This window comes from Streptomyces sp. NPDC048417, from assembly GCF_040651615.1.
Taxonomy (GTDB): domain Bacteria; phylum Actinomycetota; class Actinomycetes; order Streptomycetales; family Streptomycetaceae; genus Streptomyces.
In genome coordinates, this window is the sequence record NZ_JBEZKI010000006.1 from 327,078 (window position 1) to 349,286 (window position 22,209).

Sequence of the window (22,209 nt, forward strand, 5' to 3'; positions counted from 1 at the left end):
GCGATCCACCGCCCCGGGCGGCGCGGCGTGCGGGCGGACAGCTCTGGCTCCATCCTGGAACCGAGGGGCGGGCAACGAGGGGATGCGGCAACGGAGGGAGTGGTGGGGATGCGGACCGTCGTGGACCTCACACGCTGCCAGGGTTATGCACAGTGCGTGTTCCTCGCCCCGCAGGTGTTCGAGCTGCACGGGGAGGAGGGGCTGCTTTATGCGACGGCCGTCCCCGACGACCAGGTGGAGCGGGTGCGCCAGGCCGCGGCCGCGTGCCCGGTGCAGGCGATCCTCCTCGGGGAAGAGGTGAGCGGCGGTGCCCGGTGACCTCAAGGACGGCCGTATCGTCATCGTCGGCGCGTCGCTGGCGGGGCTGAGGGCCGCGGAGGGACTGCGTGCCGAGGGTTTCGCCGGCTCGGTGACCGTGGTCGGGGACGAACCTCACCCGCCCTACGACCGGCCGCCGCTGTCCAAGCAGGTGCTGCTCGGGCAGGCGACGGCGGAGACCACCGGGCTGCCGATGCGCCACGATCCGGACGCCGAGTGGCGGCTCGGGGTACGCGCCGCGGGCGTGGACCTGCTCGCGAAACAGGTGCTGCTGGAGGACGGCGAGTCGCTGCCGTACGACCGGCTGCTGATCGCCACCGGCACCCGCGCCCGGCCCTGGCCCAACCCCGAGGAAGGCGCCCTGGACGGAGTGTTCACCCTGCGCACCCGCGAGGACGCCGGGGCACTGGCCGAGCGGCTGGCCGCCGGACCGGAACGGGTGCTGGTCATCGGCGGCGGCTTCACCGGCTCGGAGATCGCCTCCGCCTGCCGGGAACGCGGACTGGCCGTCACCGTCGCCGAACGCGGCCCCGCGCCTCTGGTGGGCGCCCTCGGCGGCACCCTGGCGAAACTCGCGGCCGTCATGCACCGCAATCACGGCGTCGACCTGCGCACCGGGGTGACGGTCACCGCCCTGAACGGGGACGGGAACGGGAACTTCACCCACGCGCAGTTGTCCGACGGCAGCCGCGTCGACGCCGACGTCTGCGTCGTGGCGCTGGGCGCGGTCCGCAACGTCGAGTGGCTGGCGGAGTCCGGGCTGGCGGCGGGCCCGCGCGGGATCGCCTGCGACGCCGGCTGCCGCGCCTTCACCATGTACGGGATCGTCACCGACGACGTCTTCGTGGCCGGTGACGTCTCCCGCTTCCCGCACCCGCTGTTCGGGTACCAGATGCTCTCCCTGGAACACTGGGGCAACGCGGTCGAGCAGGCCGCGGTGGCGGCCCACAACATGGTCAGTCCGGGGCCGCTGCAACGCCCGCACCTGGCCGTCCCGACGTTCTGGTCGACCCAGTTCGGGCTCAACATCAAGTCGGTGGGCGTGCCCACCTACTCCGACCACGTGGTCATCGCCCAGGGTTCGCTGGAGGCGCGCCGCCTGGCCATGGTCTACGGCTACCAGGGGCGGGTCACCGCCGCGGTCACCGTCGACATGGCCAAGTCGCTCGACTACTACCGGCACTTGATCGAGACGGCCGCTCCGTTCCCGCCCCCGCCGGGCGCGGCGGACCGGGCGACCGCGGCCGACGTCCCGATCCCGTCCGACGTGCCGGATCCTTCCGTGCTCTCCCACGGCCCCACCGTGGCGCTCACCGGATACCTGCCCGACCGCCGACTGGCCGTGGTGCAGCCGACGCGCTGACCCGCGTCCCGTCCACGACTCCCACCACGAGGAGCCACCATGGACTCCGAGACCCTGCTGGCACGGATCACCGACTACGCCAGCCGCCCCAACCCCTACCCGCTGTACGCGGAACTCCGGGAGGCCGGCCCCGTGGTGCCACAGGCGGACGGCAGCTGCCTGGTCGGCGGGTACCACGAGACCGCCGCTCTGCTCCACGACCCGCGGATGAGCGCCGATCCCCGCACCCGCGGCCAAGTGACGCACAAGCCACCGTTCCTGCGGCTCGACGACCCGGAACACCACAGGCTGCGCACGCTGGCCATGCGGCCCTTCGGACCCCCGCACAGCCCGGGCCACGTCGACGCCATGCGCGGCGAGATCGACCGGATCACCGACGAGCTGCTGGAACCCTTCGAGGCGGGCCGGCGGATCGACCTCGTCGACGACTTCGCCTACCCGCTGCCCGTCACGGTGATCTGCCGCCTGCTCGGTGTGCCACGCGAGGACGAGCCGCTCTTCCGGGCCTGGTCCGACGTCGTGGTCGCGGCAGCCGACCTCAAGCCCGAGGACGCCGACTCCGCCAGGACGCATGAGGCGGGCGACCAGGCACGGATCGAGATGGGCGGGTATCTCGTGAACCTCGCCGAACAGCGCCGCGGCAACCCGGGCGACGACCTGCTCTCCGCCTTCGTCAACGAGCCGGACTCGGCCCTGCGGCTCACCCGGGAGGAACTCGCCGAAACCGCCGTGCTGTTGCTCATCGCGGGACACGAGACGACGGTCAACCTGATCACCAACGGAGTGCTCACGTTTCTGCGCCGGCCCGAGCATCTGGACCACCTGCGCCGCGACCCCGGCCTGCTGCCGCGGGCGGTGGAGGAACTCCTGCGCTACGAACCCCCGGTCCACATGCGCGAGCGCATACCGCTCGCCGACATCACGATCGCCGGCGCGACGCTCGCCCAGGGCACCTCCGTCATCCTGGCGCTGGCCGCCGGCAACCGCGACCCCCGACGGTTCGACGATCCCGACCGGTTCGACCCCACCCGCCCGGACAACGAACACCTCGGCTTCGGCAGCGGCATCCACCTGTGCTTCGGCGCACCGCTCGCCCGCCTCGAGGCCCAGACCGCGCTCGGCGCCCTGCTCCCCGTGCTGGGCACGGCAAGCCTGGTCCAGGACCCGCCTCCCTACCGCCAGAGCGCCATGCTGCGCGGTCCCCGCCACCTGCCGATCCAACTGTGAGGGGCGTCGATGACCGACGGGGCGCGGCGGTGCCGCCAAGTCCAACCGCTCACCCTGGCCCGGTTCACCGACCACGCCGATCGCGAACGCGGGTGGCGCCGGGACGGGCGGCGAGCACGCTGCATCCTCACCTGACGTGCGCACCCCGAGCCGGTCCGTCCCGTAGGGGTCGCGACCGTCGGATCGTGGCGGCTGCCGGTGCGGCTGCCCTGCCGGTGGCGGCTACTCCCGGCTGCCGCTGGTCGTGGCGAAGCGTCTGCGGTAGTGGGTCGGGGTCGTGCCCAGGTGGCGGGCGAAGGCGCGGCGGAGGGTCTCGTCGGTGCCCAGACCGCTGTGCTGCGCGGCCGAGGTGACGCTGTGGCCCTCGAGGAGCAGGTGCTGGGCACGGTCGAGACGGACCCGTTCCACCCAGCGCGCGGGCGTGGTGCCCAGTTCGGCGCGGAACAGCCGGGTGAGATGGCGGGGGCTGACGGCGGCGGACGTCGCCAGGGCGGGCAGGCTGTGGTCGGCGGTCGGGTCGGCGAGCACGGATGCGATCAGGGTGCGGAGGAGGTCGCTGCGGGCCGGTGGGGTGGTGATGGCGGTGGAGAACTGGGACTGCCCGCCCGGGCGTTGCATGAAGACGACCAGTTCGCGGGCGATGTCCCGGGCCACGTCGGCGCCGTGGTCGTCCTCCACCAGGGCGAGGGTGAGGTCGATGCCCGCGCTGATGCCCGCCGAGGTGACGTATCGCCCGTCACGGGTGTGGATGGCGTCGGGCTCGACCCGGACCCGGGGGTAACGGCGGGCGAACGCGGCCGCGTGCCGCCAGTGGGTCGTCGCACGGCGGCCGTCGAGCAGGCCCAGCTCGCCCAGCACGAACGCGCCGGTGCACACGGAGGCGACCCTGCGCGCCCGCTCGGTGAGTTCGCGGGCCGTGGCCAGCAGCTCGTCCTCGATCGGCCGCTCGGCCAGCCGGTCGCCGCCCGCGACCAGGACCGTGTCGACCGGTCCGGTGTCGGCCGCCCGGACCGTGCCGGTCAGCGCCGGCCCGGCGGACGTGGTGACCGTGCCTCCCCGCGGCGAGACCAGCACCAGCTCATAGGGGTCGGCGAGCCGGCCCGCCTGGTGCAGCACCTCCGAGGGGCCGCTGACGTCGAGCATGGTCACGCCCTCGAAGACCACAAAGCCCACCCGATGTGCCATGTCCGAATCCGTGGTTTTCCCGGCAGCAGAGACATGGCCCAGCCTACGTCCCCCGGAGAACCCTGGAGGGACATCACCTATCCGGTATGGAGGCTGAGGACGATGAGCGAAGAGATCGCAGGCGTACGGATCCCGGACACCGCCCTGGTGCGGGAGGCCACCGAGAGGGTGCGCGAGGTGGCCACACCACTGGTGTTCGACCACTCCCGGCGGGTCTTCCTGTGGGGCTCGCTGCGTGGCCGGGCCCTGGGGCTGACCTTCGACCCCGAGCTGCTGTACGTGGGGGCGATGTTCCACGACCTCGGGCTGACCAAGAGCCTGCGCCGCACCGACCAGCGCTTCGAGATCGACGGCGCCGACGAGGCCCGCCACTTCCTGCACGCCCACGGCATCAGCGGCGAGCCCGCCGACCGGGTCTGGACGAGCATCGCCCTGCACACCACCCCGGAGATCCCGCTGCACATGGCACCCGAGATCGCCCTGGTGACGCGCGGGGTCGAGCTGGACGTCCTGGGCATCGGCTATGACGAGGTCACCGACGCGCAGCGCGCCTCGGTCGTCGCCGCGCACCCGCGCCCGGACTTCAAGAACCAGATCCTCGCCGCCTTCACCGAGGGCATCCAGGACCGCCCCGACACCACCTTCGGCAACGTCAAGGCCGACGTACTGGCCCACTACGTCCCCGGCTTCCGCCGCGGCGACTTCGTCGAGGTCATCAAGGGTTCCGCCTGGCCGGAGTGACCGGCCTGCCGTGGGAGGTCACTTCGGCGGGGGCTCGAGCAGGGCATCCACGACGTCACGGAGCGGGCCCACCAGGTCCTCGGGTGCCGCGTCGGCCAGCGGCCGCAGACCGACGGCCGAACGTACGACGGCGACGCCGACCCCCAGGGCGACCAGCAGTTCCGCCCGTAGCAGAGCGTCGGGTGCCGATGCGGCACCCGACGCCTCGAGCACCTGCCGGCCGAACTCCTCCAGTGCCCGCCGGCGCAGCTCGGCCACCTGCTCGTCGCCGGAGTCCCGCAACAGCATCAGCACCGGATGCTCGCCGAACTCCGTCCACGCCCCGGCAGCCAGCTGACGGCTGAGCGCCTCGGCCAGGGCGGCCCGGCCGCGCGGGAACTCCTCCTCGTCGCCCAGGAACCGGGGCGTCGACACCAGCGCGGCCTTGAACAGGCCCTCCTTGGAGCCGAAGTACCGCTTGACCAGCGCCAGATTGACCCCGGCGTCGGCGGCGACGTCCCGCAGCGTCGTACGGTCGTACCCCAGCCGGGTGAAGCGGGCCCGGGCGGCCAGCAGGAGCGCTCGCCGCGTCGCCGTGGCGTCCCGGCGCCGGCGGCCGTCGGCCGCGACCGGATCGGGTTGCGAGGGTGCCTCGTCCGCTGACACTTCGGCTCCTCTCAGGGACATTCCCGTGGCCCAGGAAGCGGCCGCCGGTAAGTAATCCTGCGTTGACTTGGCTCCGGGGTGGGGCTACGTTACCAAGTAATCGCTTGATGACTAACGGGGCCGTGGGAAAGGAACATCGACGGTGCCTAAGCAAGCTCTGCTCGTCATGGACGTCCAGCAGGTCGTCACCGACCGCTTCGAGGCCGACGACTACCTGCCGCGTCTCGCCAAGGCGATCGACGCCGCCCGCGCCGGCGGGGTCCCGGTGATCTACGTGGTCGTCGGCTTCCGCCCCGGGTACCCGGAGATCAGCTCCCGCAACAAGATCTTCGGCGCCATGCCGAGCCGCGCGGCCGGCCTGGCCGGCGACGCCCCGACCACGCAGGTGCACCCCGACGTGGCGCCCGCACCCGGCGAGACCGTCGTGACCAAGCGACGCGTCAGCGCCTTCGCCGGCAGCGACCTCGACCTGGTGCTGCGGGCCGGCGAGATCGATCACCTCGTCCTCACCGGCATCGCCACCAGCGGCGTCGTGCTGTCCACCCTGCGCCAGGCCGCCGACCTCGACTTCGAACTCACCGTCCTGTCCGACGGCTGCCTCGACTCCGACCCGGAGGTCCACCGGGTGCTCACTGAGAAGGTGTTCCCCAAGGAGGCGGAGGTCACGACCGTCGACGGGTGGGCGGCGACGCTCTGACGCTCGTCCTGGCCGGCGTCGGCGCCGTCAGCGGGCGGCCGGGTGGGGCAGGTCGTGGGCTTCCAGGCTGATCAGCTCCTCCGAGGTCGGGGCGGACAGCTCGGCCACCCGCTGGGCCTGGTGCTCGGTCATCTCCTGGAAGATCTGGCGGGCCGAGCGGCCGTTGCCGAAGCCCTCGCCCCGGGGCATGGCCTCGAAGAGGGCGTGGAGTTCGGTGCGGGCCGTGGGCGTCAGCTCGTAGCGGTGCTGTCCGGCCTGGAACTCGACGATCGAGACCAGTTCGGCCGATTCGTAGTCCTCGAAGAGCAGGGTGCGGCCGAAACGGGAGGCGAGGCCCGGGTTGGAGCCGATGAAGCGGTGCATGTCACCGGGGTAGCCGGCGGCTATGACCACGACGTCGTCGCGGTGGTCCTCCATCAGCTTCACCAGGGTCGCCACGGCCTCGGTGCCGAAGTCGTTGCCCGCCAGCGCCGGGGCCAGTGAGTAGGCCTCGTCGATGAAGAGCACACCGCCGAGCGCCCGGTTGAAGGCGGCGGTGGTCTTCGGGCCGGTGTGGCCCACGTACTCGCCCACCAGCGCCGTGCGGTCGACCTCGATCAGATGGCCCCGGCGCAGCAGCCCGAGGGCTTTGAGGAGACGGCCGTACAGGCGGGCCACGGTGGTCTTGCCGGTGCCGGGGTTGCCGGCGAACACCAGGTGGCGGCTGAGCGGCGGGGCCGGCAGCCCCGCCTCCTCGCGGCGGCGGACCGTCTGCATCAGCTTGACCAGGGAGCCGACGTCCTGCTTGACGCGGTCCAGGCCGACCAGTTCGTGGAGTTCGCCGAGCAGGTCCTCCAGATTCTCCTCCTGCGGCTCCTCGGCGTCGGCGCCGGCGGACTTCGCGGCCCTGGGGGAGGGCGCCGTCCCGGGGGTGCCGTTCGCCGGCGTCGCGGCCGGGGTGCCGAAGGTCAACGGGGTGCCGTCGGCCGTGCAGTCCTCCAGGACCGGCCTGGCGCCGTCGTCGGTGCCCAGCGCCTCCGCGCAGTCACGGATCCGGCAGTGCCGGAACACCGGGTCGGCCCCCGCGGCGACATGCAGCGCGGGGAAGCCGGCCCGGGTGACGTCGAGCCCGGTGAACGTGCCGCCCGCGCCCTCCGCCAGGAACACCCCGTTCTTGCCCGGCCGGTCGATGTGCAGCCCGGTCATCTCCGGCCTGGCGCCGGTCCAGATGACGGCACCGGAGCCCGCGCAGTTCTCGACCCAGCCTCCGTTGACCGTCGCCTCGGCGCCCTCGTCGACCACCAGCCCGGCCGCCCCGGCGCCGCTGATCCGGATCCCGGCGAGCGAGGCGGTGGCGCCCTTGGCGACCTGGACGCCGATCTCCTTGGTGCCGGTCACCGTCGAGTCGGCGACCGTGCTGCCGGTGGGCGAGCCGATGCCGATGCCGGCGGCGGATCCGGCGACCCGGCAGCCGGTGAGCGTGGCCATCGCCCGCTCCAGGACGCTCACCCCGGTCATCGCGACGTCGATGATCCCGCAGTCGGTCAGCTCGATCCGGGCCTCGCCGGTGGCGTGCACACCGTGCTCGGAGCCGCCGCGCACCCGGCAGTCGGCGAGCCGCCCCACGGCCGTACCGGCCAGGTGGACCGCGCTGAAGGCACTGCGGTCGATCCGGCAGTCGGCCAGGTCCGCCTCGCCCGCTCCCGTCACCAGCAGCCCGTTGGCGCCCGCGTCGGCCACCGAGCAGCCGGACGCGCTGAGCCGCGCGGTCTCCTGCACCACCAGCCCGCTGGCGGCCGCCCCGCGGATCTTGCAGTCGGTCAGCTCGGCACGCGCCGACCCGGTCAGATGGACCCCCGCCGCCCCGGGCGTCTCGATGCGCGACTCGCCGGCGGTGGCCTCGGTGGCGTCCTCGAGAAGCAGCCCCGCCCGGCCGCTGCCCGCCAGCACCGAGTCGGTCAGCCGCAGCCGGGACCGGCCCCGCAGCCGTACTCCGGACCCGGTCGTGCGCTCCAGGCGCAGCCGTACGGCGTCCAGGCTCGCGGCGCCGGACAGCACCACGCCGGTGCCGTCGACGCCGGTGACCGCCGTGTCCTCCAGACGCGCCCGGACACCCCCCGCCAGATGCAGACCGGCCAGCCGGGCGCCCTCCAGACGGCAGCGGCGCAGGACGACCGCCGTCGTACCGCCCTCCTCGTCGTCCGGGCCCTTCGCCTGCACCCGGCCGCCCTCCACCGAGCACTCCTCCAGGACCAGCCCGGCCCCGGGCGACACGCTCACGGCGGGCCGGCCCGCGTCGGAGCCCCACACGGTGATGTTGTGCAGGGCGCAGTCCGGGCCGTCCACGGTCACCGCGGGCGCCTCCCCGGGCGGCGCCGCGATCACGACGCTGCCCCGGCCGTGCTCCGCCGTGAGCACGACCGCACGGTCCAGGACCAGGTTCTCGGTCCAGGTGCCGGGGGCGATCACCACCAGATCGCCGGGCGAGGCGGCGCGTATCGCCTCGCCGATGGTCCGGTACGCGCCCCGGCCGCCCTGACCCTTGGGCGCCACGGTGTGACGGGTGGTCATCTACGTCCTCAGTCCTCGGTGATCGTCGCTGTCCCGATCATGGTGCCTGGTAATAGGTGGGATTGATGCTCGCACGATAGGCGCTGGTCAGGTACAGCGACTGGATCGACTTCTCGAAGATCTTGAAGGGTAGCTGGATCCAGAAGTCGGCGAAGCCCTGGCGGTGGAAGAGCCGGCTGCCCGCGCTCATCACGAACACGTTCTTGACCAGTCCGGTGGTGGCTGCCGTGGTGACCGAGGCGGCGGCGTTGATACCGCCCTCCCAGACCGCGTCCCCGCCGTGCAGCTTCACGGTCTGGCCGTCGGCGTTGGTCACGCCCCACACGGCCGCGTTCATACTGCCGTTGACCCAGCCGGACAGCGCGCTGCTGAGAACGCCGAACGAGAAGTCGTAGGCACCGCCCCGCCAGCGGGTCGGCGTCTCGTTGCCCGCCCACTCGTTGGCCCAGGTCTTGTCGTGGTTGAGCGGGCGCCGGGTCCACGGCTTGCCGCCGTCGACGTTGGCGACACCGGCCTTGAACTTGCCGAGATTCTCGAACCCGAGGGCCCGGTTCTCGTGCACCGCGGTGCTCAGACCGGTCTTGACGGTCGCGCCGACCGCCGCGTTGGCGAACGACTTGAGCGCGTCCTTGCCGGTGAACGGCTTGTTCTGGACGGCGGCCACGATCCCGTTGACGGCGAGGTTCGCGCCGAACTCCAGGATGAACTCCTGACCGAACTCGAGCGCCGCCTTCTTGGCCACGCTCTGCCAGTACGGCTCGTAACGCGCCTCGCGCAGCGCCGCGTCGCCGTCCGGCAGGACGGTGCCGGACCAGGGCATGCGCTGGGCCTCACGGGTCGTACGGCCCCAGCCGCGGATCTCGGTGAGCGCGCCACGGAAGTCGTACTCGTTGCCGGTGAGCCGCATCCGGCCGAAGCTGTCCCGCTCGAACACCAGCCCGTTGCCGGTGCGCTGGGCGACCAGTTCGCCGTTCCGGTCGTAACGGTTCCACTGGCCGCGCCAGGCGTCGGTCTCCAGGAACCCGCCGCGGTCCGCCTTCCGTTCGCGGACCACGCCGCCGTGGTCGTACTCCTTCCACACCGAACCCGGTGTACCGGCACCGGTGTCGTACGTCCGTACCCGCACCGGACCGCCGTTGTGCCGCGGGGTCTCGCGCAGGACGGTGGGTGCGCCCTGGCCGGTGCCGGGCAGCGAGTCACGGAAGTGGCGGGCGCCGGGCGCCCACTGCTCCTGCCAGCTGCCGTCGTGCCACCAGCGGCGGACCTGGTTGGCCAGGGCCGGGTCGAGGGCCGTGCCGTCGCGCTTGAAGACGTTCGCGGTCCACCAGCCGTTGGTGTCGCGCCAGGCGTCCACGTGGTTGCCCGAGTCGAGCATCCGGCGCTCGCGGACCAGCTGCCCGTGGGCGTCGAAGTCCCGGTAGGAGTCGTCCCAGGGCAGCCGGGAGTCGGTGGAGCCGCGGAAGAACTCCCGCTCGCCGGTGGCGACCTGGGCGCCGTTCGCGTCCAGCTCGCGCCAGCTCCAGCGGCCGGAGTCGGCACGGCCGGAACCCTGGATCACATGGTCCGGGCGGTTCGGCTTGGCGTGACTCTGGCCGACGAGGTTGCCGTGCGGATCCCGCTCGACCCAGAGACGGTTCTCCGGCAGGCCGGTGTACTCCCGGACCACCCCGCCGGGCAGCCCCTCACGGGCGATCCGGGTGGTGCCGCCGGCGTCGTGGTACACGTCCTGCCAGAGCCTGCCCGCCGGGTCGTTCGCGAGCGGTTCGCGATAGCCCCTGACGTTGCCGGCCTGCCAGGGGTGGTCGGTGGGGTTCGTCGGGGCGTGGCCGGGACGCCCGGCGTGGTCACCGACCTTCAGGGACGTGCCGTCGTGCAGTTTGCCGCTGAAGCGGGCGAAACCGCCGTCGGCGGCCAGGTCCAGAGCGCTGCCGTCCATGCCGACGTACCGCACCCCGGAGGCGGTGACGGAGCCGTCGTTCGCCTCCTTGGTCCAGGTGAACAACTGGTAGGTGTTGTCGCCCCGGACATGCGCGTACGGCGGCCGGGTGTGCTCGGCGCCGGTGAGCCAGCGGGTGCGCACCCAGGTCGGCGGGCGCTGCTCGCGCCAGCGGTCGGTGGTCAGGAAGCCGTCGCCGAACGCCTCGTGCCTGCCGACCTCCTTGCCGTGCGGGGAGTGCCGCTCCCAGGTGGCGCGCAGGGTGCCGTCCGGGTTCATGGCGTGCTCCTGATACTGGCCGGCCCGCTCGGGCCACTCGGCCGTGCCCCACTGCCGCTGCGCGATGTCACCGCCGGTGGTGCGGTCGGTCCAGCCGCCGCCGAGGTGCTCGCGGGTCCGCGGGCCGGAGGCGATCTCCTGGCCCGCGCCGTCGTAACGGTGCCAGGTCCAGCCGCCGTTGCCGTTGTCGACACCCAGGGTGTGCCCGGCCCGGCCGTCGAACTTCTGCAGCCCGTCCCTGTACTCGCGCACCGTGCGGCCCCGGCCGTCGGTGTCGCGCCAGCCGGTGCCCGCCGTGTCGTAGTGCCGGCTGCCGGTACCGGCCGGGGTGCCGGTCTCGTCCCAGCGCACCCAGTGGGTACGGGGGTTGGTACGGGCGAAGGAGATCGTGTCGGTACGGCGGAAGGCGTCCACCACGTCGCCGGCGGCTCCGGGCAGCACCCGCCGCTCGAAGATCGGCATCCGGGTCCTGGTCGAGCTGAGCAGCCGGATGTGGCCGCTCGCCGCGCCGGAGAGGTCGGCGGTGCCGTGATGGAAGGCACCGGCGGAGGTCGGTGCCCCGCCCCGGGTGATCCGCTCCCAGGTGCGGTCGGTGTGGTCGACGACATACCGGAAGTCCGTGCGCCGTCCGTTGTCGAGCACGTTGAAGCCCTGCCGGACCGGAGTCCCGTCGGCGGCCAGATGCAGGAACTCGCCGTGCCGCGGGCTGGTCCGGTCGTCGAACCCGATCCGGGTGGTGCCGTCGGGCCGCCGGACGGCGTCCCAGTGCGCGAGCCTGCCGCCCGCCCCGTCCTCCAGCCAGGCCCCGGGGTGGGCGGCGGTCGGCGGTTCCACGACGAGGAAACGCCCGCCGTGGCCCGCGGGCAGCGGGGTGCCGGTGGCCGTGACGGCGCCCTGGCCGTCGTAGCGGGTGAACGATGTGTCGGCCAGGGTGGTCTGGTGGCCGCCGCCGGGCAGCGGGACGGTCTCCTGGACGAATCGGCCGGTGGCCTGGTCGAAGACCTGGCGGCCGCCGCCGGGAAGGGTGATCTCGATCCGGCCGGCCGGATCGAGGGTGACCGCGCGCGCCGGGTCCGGGGCGAAGGCGTCGTCCAGCCGACGCGGGGCCGCGCCGAGCGGCCGGTCCAGACGCCCGGCCGGCAGGCCGTCGCGTCCGGTCAGCCGCAGCCCGTCGCCCGCGAAGTCGCCGTTGACGCCGAAGGTGCGGTGCCCGGTGTCGTGGACGGTGCGGAAACCGCCGTTGTCCGCGAGCGCGGTGACGGTGTCGGGCAGCTGGTTGCCGTCGGCGTCGGTGAGACGGTGACCGCCGGCCCCGTCGGGCTCGGCGAACCGGCCGCCGCGCGGTCCGCCGGCCGGGTCGGCCAGCGCGGTCGAGGTGCTCACCGGGTGGCCCTGGGCGTTGTACAGCACGGACTCGCCGGTGATGTCGTCGATCGTGCGCGGCCGGTTGCCGCCGACCGCGACCACACGCTGGGGCAGCGGCTGCCCCGCCGTGTCGGTGAGACGGTGGCCGCCCGCGCCGTCCGGTACGGCGATGCGGCCGCCGCGGGCGTTCGCCGCCGGGTCGAACAGGGCCAGGCCGGTGTCCTGGTAGCGGCCGTCGGCCGTGAACCTGCTGGTCGCGCCGCTCGTCTCGTCGGTCACCCGGAAGCCGGTGCCGCCGGGAAGTGTGGTGACCGTCTGGGTCTGCCGGGTACCGGACGTGTCGGTCAGGGTGAAGCGGCCCGTGCCGTCGTCGGCCAGGAACCGCTGCCCGCGGGTGCCCTGCGGGTCGGTCAGCGCGACACCGGTCTCCTGGAGGCGGCCCTGGCCGTCGTGGCGTACGGACACCCCGGTCGTCTCGTCGGTGACCCTGATGCCGTTCCCGTCACCCAGGTCCTGCACCCGCAGGTCCAGACGGTTGCCCGCGAGATCGGTGACATGGACGTCGGCGCCGTCGGTGACCCACACCCGGTCGGTCCCGGCGGGGACGCCGTCCCGGCCGGTGAGCTGGACGCCCTCGTCGAGCCGGAGACCCAGGGCGTCCACGCGCCGGGTGGCGCCGGTGTCGAGATGGGTGATCCGCGCCGCGTCGCCGGGCAGCGGGAAGGCGGTCAGCCGGTCTGCGCCGGGGCCGCCCACCGCCATGGTCCGGCGCAGCCCGTGGGCGTTGAGATCCGTGTGCAGACGCAGCCCCGTGGGCCGGCCGTCGGCTCCGTACAGCGGCATGTCGTCGGCGATCCGGTCGCCGTTCGCGGTGTACGTGGTGACGGTGTCCGACGGAGTGTGCCGGACGTCGAAACCGCCGTCCGGCCGGGCGACGACCGTGCGCAGCGGGTCCGGGTGCAGTTGCTGGTCGACCACCCGCAGCGTCACCGCGTTGTCCTGGCCCACGCTCCGCTCGATGGTCAGGCCGTTCGGCCCGCTCACGCCCGAGTTGTTCAGAGCGACGTGGTTGACCGCGGGCGGGGCGGTGTCGGGCAGCGTGTCGAGCTTGCCCGCGCCGAGCGTCGCCCCGCGCCGGGTGGCCCCCACCTGGATCTCGTGGATCCGGGCCTCGATCTCGGTCGGCTGGAGACCGAGGTCCTGCAGGTTCTGGTATGCGGTGCGGAACCGGTCCTGAGCGGCGACCAGTTCGTGGTTGAGCTGCACGTCGAATTCGCTGACACCCCGTGATGTGCCGGCTCCGCCCGGCCCGCCGCGCAGATCCTCCACCCGGTTCAGTTCGATCCGGGCGGACGACAGCTCGACCCAGGCCTCGCGGAACGGCCGGCCGTCGCCGCCCAGGAGCCCGTCGAACCGCGCCGAATCCTCCGCCCACGGCGTCTCCCCGGGCTGCCGGGAGGGCGCGGCCGGAGCCTTGCCGCGGTCCGGCTGGGCGGGCGTGGCGGGGGTGGTGTCGTCGTCGAGTCGGGCGGGTGTTGCGGGGGTGGTGCCGCTGTCGAGTCGGGCGGGTGCCGCCGGGGTCGTGTCGCCGTCCGGCCGGGCCGGTGCGGTGAGCGTGGTGTCACCGGTGTTCCGCAGCGGCGGGGTGCCGTCCAGCAGGCTCAGGGCGTCATTCTGCCGCTGGGCCTGCGCGGACCTGTCCAGGCCGTCGAGCATCGTCTGGAGCCTGGTCTGCGTGAACGGGGTCGTGCCGCCGGCGGCGAGGGCGGTACGGGTGCGGCCGGCCAGCCCGTCCGCGCCGCCGCCGAGCCGCCGGAAGTCGTCGAGCAGCCGGTAGGCGTTCGCCTCGGCCCGCACCTGGTTCAACAGCTGTTCCACTCCGGCCCGGCGGACCGAGTCCGGGCGGTCCCGCAGGAAGCGCCCGGCGGCGTCGGCCAGGTCGTCGAGGGCCTGGGCCCGTCGCGCCAACTGGTCGGTGGGGGCGTGGTGGAAGGCGTCCAGGGCACGGTCGACGTAACGGATCTGTGAGCGGGTGCGGATGCCGTTCTCCCGGTACGTGTTACGGCGGAAGGCGGCCCGGTCGAGGAGGTCGGGCGCGGCCGGGTGAGCGGTACCGGGCGCCGTAGTTCCGGTGCTGTCGCCGGTCCGCCGGGGCGGCCTGAGCATGTCGTCCAGGACGGCGTCACCGAGCGGCCGCGCGGACCGGTCGCCCCCGATCCGGGTGTCGTCCCTCGGGGGCATCGAGGCGAAGTCGCCGTTGTCGCCACGGTGGGGAGCGGCCGAGTGGATGTCGTCGAGGTGCGTTGCAGCCGTCTCGGAGTCGATACGGAGCGGCGCCGGCGACTGCGTGTCGGTGCCGTGCGGCGCGGGGGACTTGGTGTCGAGGTCGTGCGGCGCCGGGGACATGGTGTCCGTGTCGGCGTGGTGCGGCGCCGGTGAGGTGGTGTCCGGGCTGTGGGACGGGATGCCGTCGCCGGTGAGCGCGGGGGCCTTGGTGTCGGGGCCCAACTGGGGTTGGGAGAGCTGAGGTTGGGCGTGGGCCGGTGCCGTGTGGACGTCGGGCGCGCCGGACAGGGGCGGCGCCGCTGTCCTGGTGTCGGCGCCCGTCGGCAGGAACAGCCTGCGGCCCTCGTCCGTGAAGTGGAGGCCGGCCGAGTCACCGTGGACCAGTCCCGCCCTGGACAGGTGCTTGAACGCCTTGTCGAAGGCGTTCCTGCCCAGGTCGACGGCGGCCGTGGTCTGCGTGCCGACCTTGGAGTCCGGCAGGGACCGGAAACCGTCCGAGTTGGCGAGTGCCCGGACCATCTTCTTCATCTGGTCGGTGATGCCGGCTACACCCTTGAGCGCGTCCTCGGCCGGTCGCGGAAGTTCGCTCAGGTTGGGGCCGTTCGCCCCGGCGGCCGACGAGGAGGTCCCGGCGCCCTGGTTCTTGCCCGGCCTCGGCTGCGTCTTCGCGCCCTCGGGCTTGGTCTGTGGCTTCAGGGCGTCGAGGCGGGTGTTGATGTCCTTGAGGAGCTGCTCGCGCTGGTCGAGCAGGGTCTTCGCCATGTCCTTGCGTTCGCCGACGGCGGCCGCGTGGAACTCCTGGGTCAGCTTGACCGACTGTTCGGCGTGCGGCTGCGCCTTGTTGAGGTTGTAGCGCAGTGCCTTGTTGTTGCCGCTCTTGACGGCGTTGTCCCCCTGCCGTACCCGGTCGGACGCGTCGTCGAAGGCCTTGCCGGCGGCCCGTGCGGCCGGGTCGACCGTGCCGTCGGCGAGATAGCGACCGTCGCCGTCCGCGTCATGGACCGCGAGCGGCGACGGCCACTCGCTCGTGGCATGGCTTCCGAACGGGTTGATCGGCAGCCCCGAGCCGAACTTCGCCTCGGGCCGGTACAGCTTGGAGATGACCGAGCCCAGTTCCTCCGGACTTGCGGTGTCGGCGAGCAGCTTGAAGACGTCGTCCTTGAAGGCGCCGCCGATGAGATGGACCTCGCGCACCACCGACAGGGCGAGCGCCTCCCGCACATGCGCGCCGTGGAAGACCTCCTGTTCGAAGGAGACCTGCCGAGTGCTGTGGTCGGGGTACTCGTACGTCCAGCGGCCCCGTTTGCCCACCTCGTCGAAGCCGTCGTCGTACTTCGCGCTGCGCACGACGTCGTCGCCGACCTTCAGCTGGTTCATGGTGTCGCGGTCGAGCGGATGCAGCTGGTCATGGAGCGAGACCCAGCCGCCCTTCTCCTCCAGGACCTTGGCGTCGAAGACGAGCGTGGTCGGACCGTACCGGGTCGCCATCGGCTTGTCGCCGACCTCCATACGGAAGAACACGAAGTCGTCGTTGCCCAGGTTGGAGGTGTTCTTCGCCGAACTCTTGCCGGACGCGAGGAACTTGACGCCCCGGCGGGTCAGGTCGCCCTGGGAGGACATCACACCGCTGTTGGCGATGGCGTGGTAGGCCGGAGTGGCGTGCTTGATCCGGTAGGGCAGGTTCTCGAGCTCGTCCCGCAGCTGCTGGAACTTCAGGCGGTCCGCCTCCGGCAGGTCCTTCAGCAGGCTGTCGACGTCGGCACGCAGGTCCGCGATGTTCTTCTCGGACAGCTTGCGCACGAAGTCGTGCTGCTGGGACCTGGACAGCTTGTCGAAGCCGTCGAAGTCCTCGAACACCTTCTGCCACTGGGCCTCGGTCCCGGGCAGTACCGCCTTCCACTGCTCTCCGCTGTGCACCTCGCCGAACGCCTGGTTCTCGCGGTAGCGCCGCAGGAGGTCCGGGATGCCGCGCTGAATCCGTTCCACGGAGGCGTCGGTGCCGAGGAAGCCCTTGAGCACGAGGTTGTCGCCCGGCTTCGCTGCCTTGACGGCGTCGTCGACCAGCTCGGCGAGATGGTGGGCCACGGCGGCGACGGGCGTGTGCTGGTTGCGCAGCGTGTAAGTGCCCCCGAAGCGGGCGGCGTCCGTGACATGGCCCTGGAGGGCCGCGTCCAGGTCCTTGGCGGCGTTCTCGAGCCCCGCGGCCAGGCCCTTCAGCTCACTGTGGGGAGTCGTGCCCGCCTTCACCAGGGTCTCGAGTTCGTTGGCAAGCCGCTGGACGGTGATCGACTGGGAGTGGATCTCCTCGCCGGTCCGGATGAACTGGTCCGAGCGGACGGGGCCGGCTCCCGCGCCGCGGGAGCCGGCGTCCAGATCCCGTGCGTGGGTCTGCAGCGCCCGGGCCCGGTCGATGTCGCCGGCGCCCGCGAACTGGTCGACGAGCTGGTTCAGTTCACGCTGCGAGAGCAGGTGGTTGTCGAGTTCGTGCTGGAGCGCCTCGTCGAGTTCGCGGGTGGCGTCCTTGAACTTCGTGTCCGCCTCGGTCAGGTCGGCGTTGGCTTTCGCGATCTTGTCGGCGTCCTTGCCAGGCTGCGTCTGCGCGATCTCCGCCTGCTGCAGGTCCTTGTGCGCCTTGGTCTGGTCGGCCAGGATCTCGTTCAGGCGCCTGGGCGGTGTCACGGAGGCCGCGCCGGTCTCGCCGTGGGCGGCAGGGTCGGCGACCGCGGGCGGGGGAGTCGCGTCGTTCGCCGTGGTGACCGTGCCGCCGAGCAGCCGGGGCCGTTCCTTCAGGCTGAGCTGACGCAGGGCGCCGAGGTCGGCCTCCATCCGCACCGGGTCGACGCCGAGTTCGGTCAGGCGGTGGTGGGTGGCGTCGTACCGCTGCTGGGCGATGTCGACGTTCTCGCGGGCGCGGATCTCGTCGGGCGTGGGGCCACGGGAGCTGCCCGCGTGCCCGTTGTCCGGCAGCAGATCCTCGGCCCGGCCCAGGTCGTACCGTGCCTGCACATGGTTCCGCCAGGCCTCGCGGCGCGCCCCCCGCAGCGGGTCGTCGAGGTGGCCGAAGAGCGCGTCGACCCGCTCGCCGTCCCGGAACCACGCCTGCTCGATCTCGGCCGGGGTGAGCCGGGGCCCGCGCCCGGGCAGCTCCTGACCACCGGGGTGCGGGGTGTCCGGGCGCGGTGCGGGCGTCGTGTCGGGGGTCGCGTGCACGGTGCCGGGTACGGCGGTCTCGGTGTCCGGGGTGACCCGGGTCGGGCTCGGGACGGTCGTGTCGGTGCGCAGGGGGGAATGGGCGGTCCCCGGTACGGCCGTTTCCGTGTCGTGCGTGGTGTGGGTGGTGGCCGGGACGCTCGTGCCGGTGTCCGGCGTGGTCCGGGTGGGGCTCGGAATCGTCGTGTCCGTGGGGGAGCCGGTGTGGACCGGGCTCGGCAGTTCCCTGCCCCATGACGTGGGGGCCGGCAGGGAGCTGAGCAGCTCGTTGTTGTGGAGGACGTGGCCGCGCAGGTCCGCGGCGAGGTCGTTGAAGCCGGTGCCGCTCCACTCCTTGGTGAAGGTGCGGTCGCCGCCCGTGATCGTGACGGAGACCGCGTTGTCGTCCACCTTGTGGGTGACCGTGATGGTCATCTCGTCCGCGTAGCCGGGCCGGCCGACGGTGAACGTCTTCACGTTCGGGCCGTCACCGCCCTCCCGTACGATCGCGTCGCCGAGGCCCTCCCAGCGGCGCATCGCGTCCTGCCCGAAGGCGCGGCCGAAGTCCTCGAACGCCTCGCCCGAGGGCAGCCCGGACCACTTCTCGTTGATGAGGCGGTCGAGCTGGCCCTCCGGGATCTGCTCGGCGCGCACCGGGACGACCGTGATGCCGTCCTCGACCCGGGCCGGCCCGGTCCGCACCAGCCGGGTCGGCGAGAGGGTGACCTCCCACTGGTCCTGGTTGAGCGCGAGGGCGTCGTCAGCGGCCTTGTGGTAGCCGGGCGGGTAGGCCATGGCGAGCTTGCCGTGGTCGGCCGGTACGTCGATCTCGAAGACGACGCGGTTGCTGTTGACGCCGTTCTTCGCCCACTCCGCCTGGAAGGCGCGGTTGTTGGAGGTCGAGGCGGGCAGCCGTTCCACGAACACGTCGGCCTGGGCGGCCCGCGGGTCCATGGACACGCCCCGCCACACGGTCATGCGCTGGTTGGGGCCCTCGAACATCAGGTCACCGGCGACCTTGTTGAACTGCTTGACCTTGCCGACCAGGCCTGGGCCGGCCTCCAGGGCACTCGGGTTGACGAAGCCGCCGTACCCCTTCTTCGAGGTGAATGCGCCGCCGATGACGCCTTGCATGAACAGCTTGACCTCGTTGTCGGTGGCGGCCTTGCCCATGTGGCCGCGGGCCGCGTGGGCGGCGGCGTCCCAGCTGTCCGCGGACGTGCCGGTGAGCCCGGTCGGGCGCGGGGGCAGGGTGACGTCCGGGGCGGACGAGCGGAGCAGCTCGCCGGTGGACCGGCTGTAGACATGGCTCCCGGAGGCCGAGGCGACGACGATCTGGTCCTCGCCGCTCAGCTTCGCCGGCCAGGTGCCGGCGCCGTCGCTCACGGCGTCCACGGACTTGCCCGCGACCTTCACGCTCACCCCGCTGAACGGGCCGTCGCCGAACCGCACGGTCTCCTCGGCGAGACGGATGCCGCCCAGCCGCTTGAACGTCCAGCCGTGCACCACGGTGCCGCCGACGGAGTCCAGCTGCCGTACGACGAAGCCCGTGCCCTGCTTCTCCACGGTGTACAGGCCCGACTCGACGGCGCCGCCGTGGAGTTCGGGCGTGCCGCCGCGCGGTGCCTTGACCGCGAGCTCGTGGTTGCCCGGGACCTTGACGACGTTGGGGTCCTTCAGGAGTGCGTCGAAGGCGCCGGTGGTGTCGGCGGTGTGGGCGGCCGGCGCGGGGGAGGAGTGACCCGGCAGCGGGGTGTGGGTGGCGTGGGTCGGAAGGTTCTCGGGGACGGGCGCGGAGGTGCCGTTGGCCGAGCCGGCCAGGCCCTTGTCGGCGTCCGTGTGCGTGGGCGCGCCGGCGAAGGCGGGGCTGTCGGTGGTGCGGGCGCTGCGGCCGGTGTCGACGAGGTCGAGGGCGGCGCTGTTGGTGTGCCCGCCCGGGTGTCCGGAGCCCCCGGGGGAGACGGGCGCCGGGTCGTGCGGGGCGCCGTTGCCGGTGAACCGGTCGGGGGTGCCGGCCCTCCCGGGGTTCGCCGTGAGCCGGTCCGGGGTCGTGACGGACGCCGGGTTCGTGGTGAGCCGTTCCGGGCCGACCGGGGGCGTCGTGGGCGTGTTGTGCAGCAGTTGCTGCGGCGAGGTGCCGGGGTGCGGGGTGCCGGGGCTCTGGACCAGCTCGTCGAGGTGCAGCCGCGTCTGGTTGGCCGTCAGGGCGCTGGTGGTGCGGTCGGCCAGGGCGTTGCCGGTGCCGGGGGCCAGAGCAGTGTTGGGCGTGCCGTGGCGGGTGCCTGCCAGCAGGTCGAAGGCCGAGGTCCCGGCGTCGACGCTGCCCGGGCCGCCGTGCCCGATGCCGGTCGGGGACGGGTGGGCGACCGTGGTGGGGCCGGTGAGCAGGTTGTTCGGCGCCGTCACGTCGTGCGCGACCCCGGGCGTCGGGGTCGAGTCGAGCGCGGTGTGCGCCACGTTCGTACCGGGGGTGCCGGTCAGGGTCGTGTGGACGGTGCCGAGGCCGGGCGTGCCGGGCGCGTGCACGGCGCCGACGCCCGGGTTGCCGGTGAACGCGGAGTGCAGCGTGACCGCGGCCGGGTTGCCGGTGGAGAGGTCGCCGAGCGTGCCGGCGACCGGCGGCGGGGTGGCGTGGGTGCCGGTGAGGACGGTCGTACCCGGCACATGCGTACCGTTGTGCGCCCCGCCCGGCAGCAGCATGTCGGCGGTGGACGTCAGGTTCGTCGGCGTCGGGTGCAGCCCGGTGAGCGTGGTGTGGGCACCGCCGGAGACGCCGCTGACCGGCGTGTTGGTGAGGCCGTGCGTGGCGCCCGGGACTCCGGCCGACGCGGGCAGGTGGAGCCCGGAGGCGGTGGTGACGGTCGGCGTGGCGCCCACGCTCACCCCGACGTCCGAACGCCCGCCCAGCGCGCCGAAGTTCTCCACGTGGACGTTGCCGAGCTGCACATGGGGCATGTCGACCAGCGCGTCCACGGTGCGCGCCGCGTGCACGCCGAAGTTGCCGCGGTGGGCGATGGCCCCCACGTCGCCCAGGTTCAGGGACGGCGGACGCAGGGTCGAGGTGACGTCCAGATGCGTGCTGGGCAGGTTCAGGTCGAGGTTGCGGATACTGCTCTGACCCGAACCCGCCCCGAACCGCACCTCGTTCAGCTGGATGCGCGGCATGTCGACCAGCGCGTCGACGGTACGCGGATCGACCGGGACCGAGCTGATCGTCCGCCCGACGGCGCCCGTGATCGGGGCGCCGAAGACGTGCTGCCCGAGCACACCGCGGTCGAAGAGGCTGATCCGCAGGGCGCGCGCGAAGCCGTACTCGCCGATCTCCGCGGCGTCCACCGGCAGGAAGATCCGCAGCCACTTGGTGCCGCCGAACTCCTGGCCCACCCAGGTCTTGGTCGCCTGCCAGCCCCTGGAGAACGTCTCGGGCAACCCGCGCACGAACCCCGGGATCCCCTTGATGCCCTGCACGATCGTCAGGCCGGCCGAGTTGACCCCGCGCCCGATGATGCCGGGCAGGTTGTGGATGCCGTCCAGCACCCACAGGCCGCCCTTGTAGACCCAGGTGCTGCCCAGCTTGACCAGGTCCTTCAGGCCGAGCAGCAGGGTGGTGGGTCGGAAGCCGTTGGTGAACAGGTTGCGCAGGGCCTGGAAGGTGCCCCGGGCGATGTTGGCGAACCCCTTGGCGAAGGCCGTCGTGGTGACGCCCTTGATGATCTGGAAGATCGGCAGCGCCTTGGTGGTGGGCGCCAGGATGCCGAGCCCGGCGAGGAAGAGGTCCAGGAAGCTGGCGTCACCGTTGGCGAAGTCGACGATCGTCTTGATGAAGAGGGTCAGGTTGACGCCGAGGGCGAGCAGCGCGATCGGCCCGCCGAAGATCAGCGCGGGCACGATCAGGATGATCGCCAGCCACTGGAACGCCTCCCAGAAGAGCTGGCACTTGGAGATCGGCAGCTGGATGTTGGAGACGCCCGAGATGCTGCCCGCCGCCGTGGCGGCGCCCTCGCCGTGCTCGGTGCCGGCCTGCCGGGCCGTCGAGGCGTAGGTCTCCCGGTCCGGGGAGTCCTCGGACAGGCCGCGCCCCGAGTTGAGCGCGCCGTCGGCCCGCGACTGGAGGTCGACGAGCTTGTCCGCCCAGGTGTTCAGCGCGGTCGCCGCGGTCTCGAAGGACTGCGCCACGTCCTCGACGTGCCCGCGCAGGCGGCCGTTGACCTTGTCGCGCAGGGCGTTGGCCGCCTCGCCGACGAAGACACTGTCCCCGGCGGTGTTCATGACCGCGTCGATGGCCGTGCTGATGCGCCGGGCCTCGGAGCCCAGGTGATTCAACTCGGTGGACAGGGTCCGGATCTGGTCCGGGTCGCCCGGCGTGGGATCGCTGTCGAGCCCGATCGCGTTCCAGTCGGTCGGGCGTGGCATACGGGTTCCTCCCGG

General features: G+C 72.7%; 9 protein-coding genes. 5 read left to right on the plus strand and 4 right to left on the minus strand.

Annotated features, from left to right (window positions below; all coding sequences use genetic code 11):
• The first annotated feature begins 108 nt into the window (after positions 1-108).
• From AB0D59_RS12550 to AB0D59_RS12560, 3 genes are read left to right on the plus strand one after another with little or no spacing between them, the layout of a single operon-like run.
• Positions 109-318: a ferredoxin gene (locus AB0D59_RS12550; RefSeq protein ID WP_362564130.1), complete on the plus strand. Its 210-nt coding sequence runs from the start codon at positions 109-111 to the stop codon at positions 316-318.
• Positions 308-1,681, plus strand: coding sequence for an FAD-dependent oxidoreductase (locus tag AB0D59_RS12555; RefSeq protein ID WP_362564131.1), 1,374 nt, complete (start codon positions 308-310; stop codon positions 1,679-1,681). Before AB0D59_RS12550 ends, AB0D59_RS12555 begins: the two co-directional genes overlap by 11 nt.
• Before the next feature lie 39 nt (positions 1,682-1,720).
• A complete protein-coding gene (locus tag AB0D59_RS12560) occupies positions 1,721-2,908 on the plus strand; it encodes a cytochrome P450 (protein WP_362564132.1) in 1,188 nt (395 codons plus the stop codon).
• Between the two features lie 222 nt (positions 2,909-3,130).
• On the opposite strand, the gene AB0D59_RS12565 is transcribed toward AB0D59_RS12560, so the two are convergent.
• Complete coding sequence (locus tag AB0D59_RS12565; protein WP_362564134.1) at positions 3,131-4,093, minus strand: GlxA family transcriptional regulator; 963 nt, start codon at positions 4,091-4,093, stop codon at positions 3,131-3,133.
• A gap of 102 nt (positions 4,094-4,195) precedes the next feature.
• Here AB0D59_RS12565 and AB0D59_RS12570 point away from each other — a divergent pair, with 102 nt between their 5' ends.
• Positions 4,196-4,834, plus strand: coding sequence for an HD domain-containing protein (locus AB0D59_RS12570; RefSeq protein WP_362564136.1), 639 nt, complete (start codon positions 4,196-4,198; stop codon positions 4,832-4,834).
• A gap of 18 nt (positions 4,835-4,852) precedes the next feature.
• Here the strand turns inward: AB0D59_RS12570 and AB0D59_RS12575 are convergent, their stop codons facing one another.
• Complete coding sequence (locus AB0D59_RS12575) at positions 4,853-5,479, minus strand: helix-turn-helix domain-containing protein (RefSeq protein ID WP_362564138.1); 627 nt, start codon at positions 5,477-5,479, stop codon at positions 4,853-4,855.
• Positions 5,480-5,621: 142 nt separating this feature from the next.
• On the opposite strand from AB0D59_RS12575, the gene AB0D59_RS12580 reads away from it, so the two are divergent.
• Positions 5,622-6,176, plus strand: coding sequence for a cysteine hydrolase (locus AB0D59_RS12580; protein WP_362564139.1), 555 nt, complete (start codon positions 5,622-5,624; stop codon positions 6,174-6,176).
• A 27-nt stretch (positions 6,177-6,203) separates the two neighbouring features.
• On the opposite strand, the gene AB0D59_RS12585 is transcribed toward AB0D59_RS12580, so the two are convergent.
• Positions 6,204-8,726 (minus strand): right-handed parallel beta-helix repeat-containing protein, encoded by a 2,523-nt coding sequence (locus AB0D59_RS12585; protein WP_362564141.1) that lies wholly within the window; start codon positions 8,724-8,726, stop codon positions 6,204-6,206.
• A 37-nt stretch (positions 8,727-8,763) separates the two neighbouring features.
• Positions 8,764-22,194 carry a hypothetical protein gene (locus AB0D59_RS12590; RefSeq protein ID WP_362564143.1) on the minus strand — a complete coding sequence of 4,477 codons (13,431 nt, stop codon included), beginning with the start codon at positions 22,192-22,194 and terminating at the stop codon, positions 8,764-8,766.
• Positions 22,195-22,209 lie beyond the last annotated feature (15 nt).

What these genes read in the sequence shown, in the direction of transcription:
- AB0D59_RS12585 (WP_362564141.1), bottom strand. Translation starts at nt 8,726, where the DNA reads ATGACCACCCGTCACACCGTGGCGCCCAAGGGTCAGGGCGGCCGGGGC.
- AB0D59_RS12550 (WP_362564130.1), top strand. Translation starts at nt 109, where the DNA reads ATGCGGACCGTCGTGGACCTCACACGCTGCCAGGGTTATGCACAGTGC.
- AB0D59_RS12570 (WP_362564136.1), top strand. Translation starts at nt 4,196, where the DNA reads ATGAGCGAAGAGATCGCAGGCGTACGGATCCCGGACACCGCCCTGGTG.
- AB0D59_RS12565 (WP_362564134.1), bottom strand. Translation starts at nt 4,093, where the DNA reads ATGGCACATCGGGTGGGCTTTGTGGTCTTCGAGGGCGTGACCATGCTC.
- AB0D59_RS12560 (WP_362564132.1), top strand. Translation starts at nt 1,721, where the DNA reads ATGGACTCCGAGACCCTGCTGGCACGGATCACCGACTACGCCAGCCGC.
- AB0D59_RS12590 (WP_362564143.1), bottom strand. Translation starts at nt 22,194, where the DNA reads ATGCCACGCCCGACCGACTGGAACGCGATCGGGCTCGACAGCGATCCC.